This window comes from Kineococcus vitellinus (assembly GCF_009906315.1).
GTDB classification, from domain to species: Bacteria; Actinomycetota; Actinomycetes; order Actinomycetales; family Kineococcaceae; genus Kineococcus; species Kineococcus vitellinus.
Window position 1 is genome coordinate 1 of record NZ_JAAALL010000296.1, and the last position, 5,289, is coordinate 5,289.

General features: G+C 78.3%; 3 protein-coding genes and 2 pseudogenes. 2 read left to right on the forward strand and 3 right to left on the reverse strand.

The window, feature by feature from the left end:
• Window positions 1-240 (reverse strand): annotated as a pseudogene (locus GTQ99_RS19315) (hypothetical protein); the annotation flags it as partial.
• Window positions 241-459: 219 nt separating this feature from the next.
• On the opposite strand from GTQ99_RS19315, the gene GTQ99_RS19320 reads away from it, so the two are divergent.
• On the forward strand, window positions 460-2,259 hold the full coding sequence (locus GTQ99_RS19320) for an AMP-dependent synthetase/ligase (RefSeq protein WP_338075130.1): 1,800 nt from the start codon (window positions 460-462) through the stop codon (window positions 2,257-2,259).
• Window positions 2,260-2,278: 19 nt separating this feature from the next.
• Window positions 2,279-3,730, forward strand: a complete 1,452-nt coding sequence (locus GTQ99_RS19325; protein ID WP_166617338.1) for a hypothetical protein — start codon at window positions 2,279-2,281, stop codon at window positions 3,728-3,730.
• Here GTQ99_RS19325 and GTQ99_RS27195 read toward each other — a convergent pair.
• Window positions 3,633-4,823, reverse strand: a complete 1,191-nt coding sequence (locus GTQ99_RS27195; protein WP_166617339.1) for a glycosyltransferase — start codon at window positions 4,821-4,823, stop codon at window positions 3,633-3,635. The two genes, GTQ99_RS19325 and GTQ99_RS27195, sit on opposite strands and share 98 nt — an antisense overlap.
• Window positions 4,820-5,289 (reverse strand): annotated as a pseudogene (locus tag GTQ99_RS19335) (hypothetical protein); the annotation flags it as partial. The pseudogene GTQ99_RS19335 and the gene GTQ99_RS27195, both read right to left, overlap by 4 nt.

Genomic DNA, 5,289 nt, shown 5'->3' on the forward strand with positions numbered 1-5,289 from the left:
GCACCAGTCCTGCTCGGGCCGCACCCGGGCGGCGCACGACGGGCAGCGCTGCGGGCGGGCGGCGGCGACCGGCTCGGGGCGCGGCTCGGGCTGCGGCTCTGCGGGCGCCAGGCGGCTGACGGGCGGGCCGACCTCCACGGCGCCGAACGCGGCGCTCGTGCGGGTCGCGGTGCGCTCGGCGGCCCGCCGGGTCGCCGGGTGCGGGGGGTGCGGGGTCGCGGCCGCCTGCTCGTCGCTCACACCTCCAGGGCTCGGCAGCGCGGGCCGCCGCCTTGAGCGCGCGCGCTGCTCCGTGCGGGTGGCCGCGGGGCGCCGCCGGGGGCGCCCCGCGCGGCGCGGGTAGGGTCTGGCGCACCCGCCGCCGGAGTCGGCGGCGCCCGGACACCCCCGGTCGGTCGGCACGACGTCGTCCGCCCGACACCCCCGGCGGGGCCGGGACGCGATGCGAGGAGGAAGTCCGTGCGGAGCAGCTGCGAGCCGGCGCTCGTCGAGCCCGCCGAGGCCGGCAACATGACCGACTGCGTGGTGGACACCGCGCGCGAGGACCCCCGCCACGTCAGCGTCAGCCGCAAGGTCGCGGACGGCAGCTGGCGCGACGTGACGGCCGAGGAGCTCCTGGCCGACGTCACCGCCGTGGCCAAGGGCCTGCTCGCGGCGGGCATCGCGCCCGGTGACCGGGTCGGCGTCATGGGGCGCACCAGCTACGAGTGGACGCTCGTGGACGTGGCGGTCTGGTTCGCCGGGGCGGTCACCGTCCCCGTCTACGAGACGAGCTCGCCCGAGCAGGTCGAGTGGATCCTGTCCGACTCCGGCTGCGTGGCCTGCGTGGTGGAGACGACGGAGAACGCCGCCCGGGTGGCCGCGGTGCGCGGGCGGCTGCCGCAGCTGCGCGACGTGTGGACGCTGGAGTCCGGCGCCGTGGAGGAGCTGCGCACCGCCGGGCGCGACGTCGACGACGAGCAGGTGGCGACCAGCCGCCGCGCGGCCGGCCCCGGTGACCCGATGACGATCATCTACACGTCGGGGACGACGGGACGGCCCAAGGGCTGCGTGCTCACCCACGCCAACTTCCTGGACCTCTCGCGCAACGCCCTGGCCGCCATCCCCGAGGTCCTCGCCCGTCCCGGGGCGGCCACCCTGCTCTTCATCCCGCTGGCGCACGTGTTCGCCCGCTTCATCCAGGCGCTGTGCCTGGTGGCCCGGGTGCGCATGGGCCACACCGCGGACGCCAAGGACCTGCTCACCGACCTGGCCGGCTTCCGGCCCACGTTCATCCTCGCGGTGCCGCGGGTGTTCCAGAAGGTCTACAACGGCGCCGAGCAGCGCGCCGCCGCCGGCGGGAAGCTGCGCGCCCGGATCTTCGAGCAGGCGGCGGCGACGGCCGACGCGTGGTCGCGCTCGCTGGACACCGGTGGTCCCTCGCTGCAGCTGCGGCTGCGGCACAAGGTGTTCGACCGCCTCGTCTACGCCAGGCTGCGCGCGCTCATGGGCGGTCGCGTCGAGCACGCCGTCTCGGGCGGGGCCCCGATGGGCGAGCACCTGGCCCACTTCTTCCGCGGCGCCGGGCTGGTCGTCCTGGAGGGCTACGGCCTCACCGAGACGACCGCGCCGCTGTGCGTGAACCGGCCCTCGCGCCTGCGCATCGGCACGGTCGGCCCGCCGCTGCCGGGCAACGACGTCGCCATCGCCGAGGACGGCGAGATCCTGGCGCGCGGCATCGCCCTCTTCCGCGAGTACCGCGGCCGGGCGCAGGAGACGCAGGAGGCCTTCCGCGACGGCTGGTTCCACACCGGCGACCTCGGCGAGCTCGACGAGCTCGGCAACCTGCGGATCACCGGGCGCAAGAAGGAGATCATCGTCACGGCCAACGGCAAGAACGTGGTGCCGGCGACCCTGGAGGACCGCCTGCGCGCGCACCCGCTGATCTCCCAGGCCGTCGTCGTGGGCGACCAGCGGCACTTCGTGGCCTGCCTGCTCACCCTCGACGAGGAGGCGCTGCCCTCGTGGGGCGCCAACCACGGCAGGCCCGGTCTGGACCTGGCCGGCGCCCGCGGGGACCGCGTCGTGCTCGCCGAGCTGCAGAAGGCCGTGGACAAGGCCAACGCGGCGGTCAGCCGGGCGGAGTCGATCCGCAGGTTCCGCGTGCTGACCGACGACTTCACCGTGGAGAACGGCTACCTCACCCCCTCGCAGAAGGTGAAGCGCGAGCTGGTGCTGCGCGACTTCGCCGCCGAGGTCGACGCGGTCTACGCGCCGTGAGGCGCGGGCGGGCGCGCGGGTGAGCCGCCGGGGCGCGCTCGCGCTGCTGGCGTGGTGGGCGCTGCTGGCGCTGGCCACCCACAGCGTCGTGCGCTACCGCTGGTGGCTCGTCGCCGGCTACCTGCTCGTGGCCGTCGCGGTCGTCGCCCTCGCGCTGACCGCCCGCGACGACCGCGGCCTGGCGCCGCCGCGCACCGGCGCCTGGGTGCCCTCGGCCGTGCTGGCCCTCGTCGGCCTCACCCACCTGCTCGTCCCCGCCTTCAGCTACCTGGGCGCACCGGGGCAGCTGGTGGTGCGGCTCGTGCTGGGGGTCACCGCCCTGGCCGCCGCGGGGCTGCTGCTGCCGGGCCGCGGCGCCAGCCGGGCCCTGGCGGGGGCGGTCGCGGGTGCTGGGGCGGTGGCGGCGGGCGCGCTGGTCGTGGTCGGCGACCCGGCCCCGCGCATCGACGTGTGGGTGATCCTGCAGCAGGCCGCCGACGGCCTGGCCGCCGGGCGCTCGATGTACACCCAGACCTGGACGGGCTCGCCGGGCATCTCCGACGCCTTCGCGTACCTGCCGTGGACGGCGGTGCTGACGGCTCCCGGCCGCTGGCTGGCCGGCGACGTGCGGTGGGCGCTGCTCGTGCTCGTCCTGCTGAGCGCGCTCTGCACGGCGGCGCTGGGGCGCTGGCGGCCCGCGGCGGTGGCCGCCGCCGCCCTGCTGGTGCTGGCCCCCGGCACCGGCACGCTGGTCGAGCAGGCCTGGACGGAGCCGACGGTCCTGGTCGGGCTCGCCGGCTGGGCGGCGCTGGTGGGCCGCCCGGCGCGCCCGGGCTCCCGCGTCGACGGCGCGTGGTGGGCCGTGGTGCCGCTGGCGGTGGCGCTGGCCTCCAAGCAGCACGTGGTGGCCCTGCTGCCGCTGCTGGCGGTGTGGCCGCGCTTCGGCGTGCGCCGCACGGTCGTCGCCGTCGGCGGGGCCGCGCTGCTGGTGGCGCCGTGGGCGCTGGTCACCCCGCGCGCCTTCGTGCACGACACGGTCCTGACGATGCTGCGGCTGCCTCCGCTGCGCTTCGCCGACACCCTCTACACGGCGGTGCTCAACGAGACCGGCGTCGCGCTGCCGCTGCCCGTCGTCGGGGCGCTCGCGGCGGGCGTGGTGGTGGCCGCCGTCGTGACGCTGCACCGGCGCCCGGTGGGCCTGGCGGGCCTGCTCACGTGGTGCGCGGCCGTGCTGCTGGTGCTCAACCTCGTCAACAAGCAGGCGTTCTACAACCAGTTCTGGCTCGTGGGGGCGCTGCTGCTGCTGGCCGTGGCGGCCGCCGCGGGCGCGGCGGGCGCGCCGGCACCCGCAGGGTCGGCGGCGCCCGCGGGCGCGGCGCTCCCCGCGGAGCGCCTCAGGGCGCCGCGTCCACGAGGTCGCGCGGGACGTCGTCCCCGGCGAGCAGGCTCGCCAGCCGACGCGTCTGCTCCGCCCAGCCCCAGCGGCGGCTGACCCACTCCCGCCCGGCGGCGCCGAAGCGCCGCGCCCGCTCGCGGTCCAGCAGCAGCTCGCTGACGCGGGCGGCGACGGCCGCCGTCGAGCGCCCGTCCACCACGTGGCCGTTGACGCCGTCGAGGACGGCGTCCGGGGCGCCGCCGGAGTCGCCCGCGACGACGGGCAGGCCGCAGGCGGCCGCCTCCAGGTAGCAGATCCCGAGGGCCTCCGGCTCCAGGCCGCCCAGGCGGGTGCGGGTGGGCATGCAGAAGACGTCCCCGGCGGCGTAGAGGTCGGGGGTGCGCTCCCAGGGCACGGCGCCGGTGAGGACGACGTGCTCGCGCACCCCGGCGTCGGCGGCGGCGCGCTCGACGGCGCGCCGGTGCGGGCCGTCGCCGACGAGCAGCAGCGCAGCGCCGGGCACGGCGCGGCGGATCGCGGGCAGGGCGCGCACGAGGACGTCCTGGCCCTTGCGGGCCACGATCCGCGAGACGCACACCACGACCGGCCGCTCCCCCAGGCCGTAGCGCGCCCGCACCCGCTCGCGCGCCCGCGGGTCGGGGCGGAAGACGTCCGCCTCCACCCCGGGGGTGAGCCGGCGCATCCGCGCGCGCGCCGCCGGCTCCAGGGGGCGCTCGATGCGCGAGCGGCACCAGTCGCCGAGGTAGGTGACGGTGTCGGTCTCGCGCCCGATGCGGCGCAGCGCGGCGCGCGAGCCGGGCAGGCTGGACCACCAGACCTCGTGGCCGTGGGTGGTGGCCACCGAGCGCTGCACGCCCGCCGCGCGCAGCGGGGCGGCCATGAGCGCCAGCGGCGCCGCGGCGCCGAACCACACCCTGTCGGCGCCGTGGCGGCGGGCCGTGCGCTGCACGCGCGCCACGACCGCGGGGGTGGGGACCATCAGCGGCGAGGGGTCGCGGACCACGAGCACGCCCTCGGCGGCCAGGGCGGCGTCGACCTCGGCGTCCCCGCGCTGGCGGGCGGTGTGCACGACCACCCGGGCCGCCGCTCCGGCGGAGGCGGCGGGCAGGCGCCGGGCGACGGCGTGGACGAAGGTCTCGATGCCACCGGTGCGCGGCGGGAAGTCGTTGGTGACGACGAGCGTGCTCACGGCCCCCACCCCACCAGGCCCGCCGCGACCTCCGAGCGCCAGGTGGCGACGAGGTCGTCGAAGCCGGTGCCCAGGCGCCGCCGGCAGGCGCCCTCCAGGCGCGCGGCGACGGGTCCGCCCGGGGCGCCGCCGTCGGCCTCGGCGCAGGAGAGGTCGCGGTGCAGCGCCGTGACGGCGGGGGTGCCGGCGTGCCGGGCGGCGGTCGTCACGAGCGTCCACGCCGCCGCGTAGGCCACCTGCAGCTCCTCGCCGGTGCGCTCGAAGTCGCCGTCGGCGGGGACGGCGGGCGGGCGGCCGGTGCGGGCGGCCGCCAGCAGCGCCGCCGCCAGGTCGGGAGCCGGCAGGGGGTGCTCCAGGCGCGCCACGTGGTCGGCGTAGCCCTCCCCCAGCCAGCGCGGCAGCGGCCGCTCCCCCGCCGCGGCGGGACGCGCCGTCGCGCTGGCGCGGGTGGCCACGTGCACGAGCT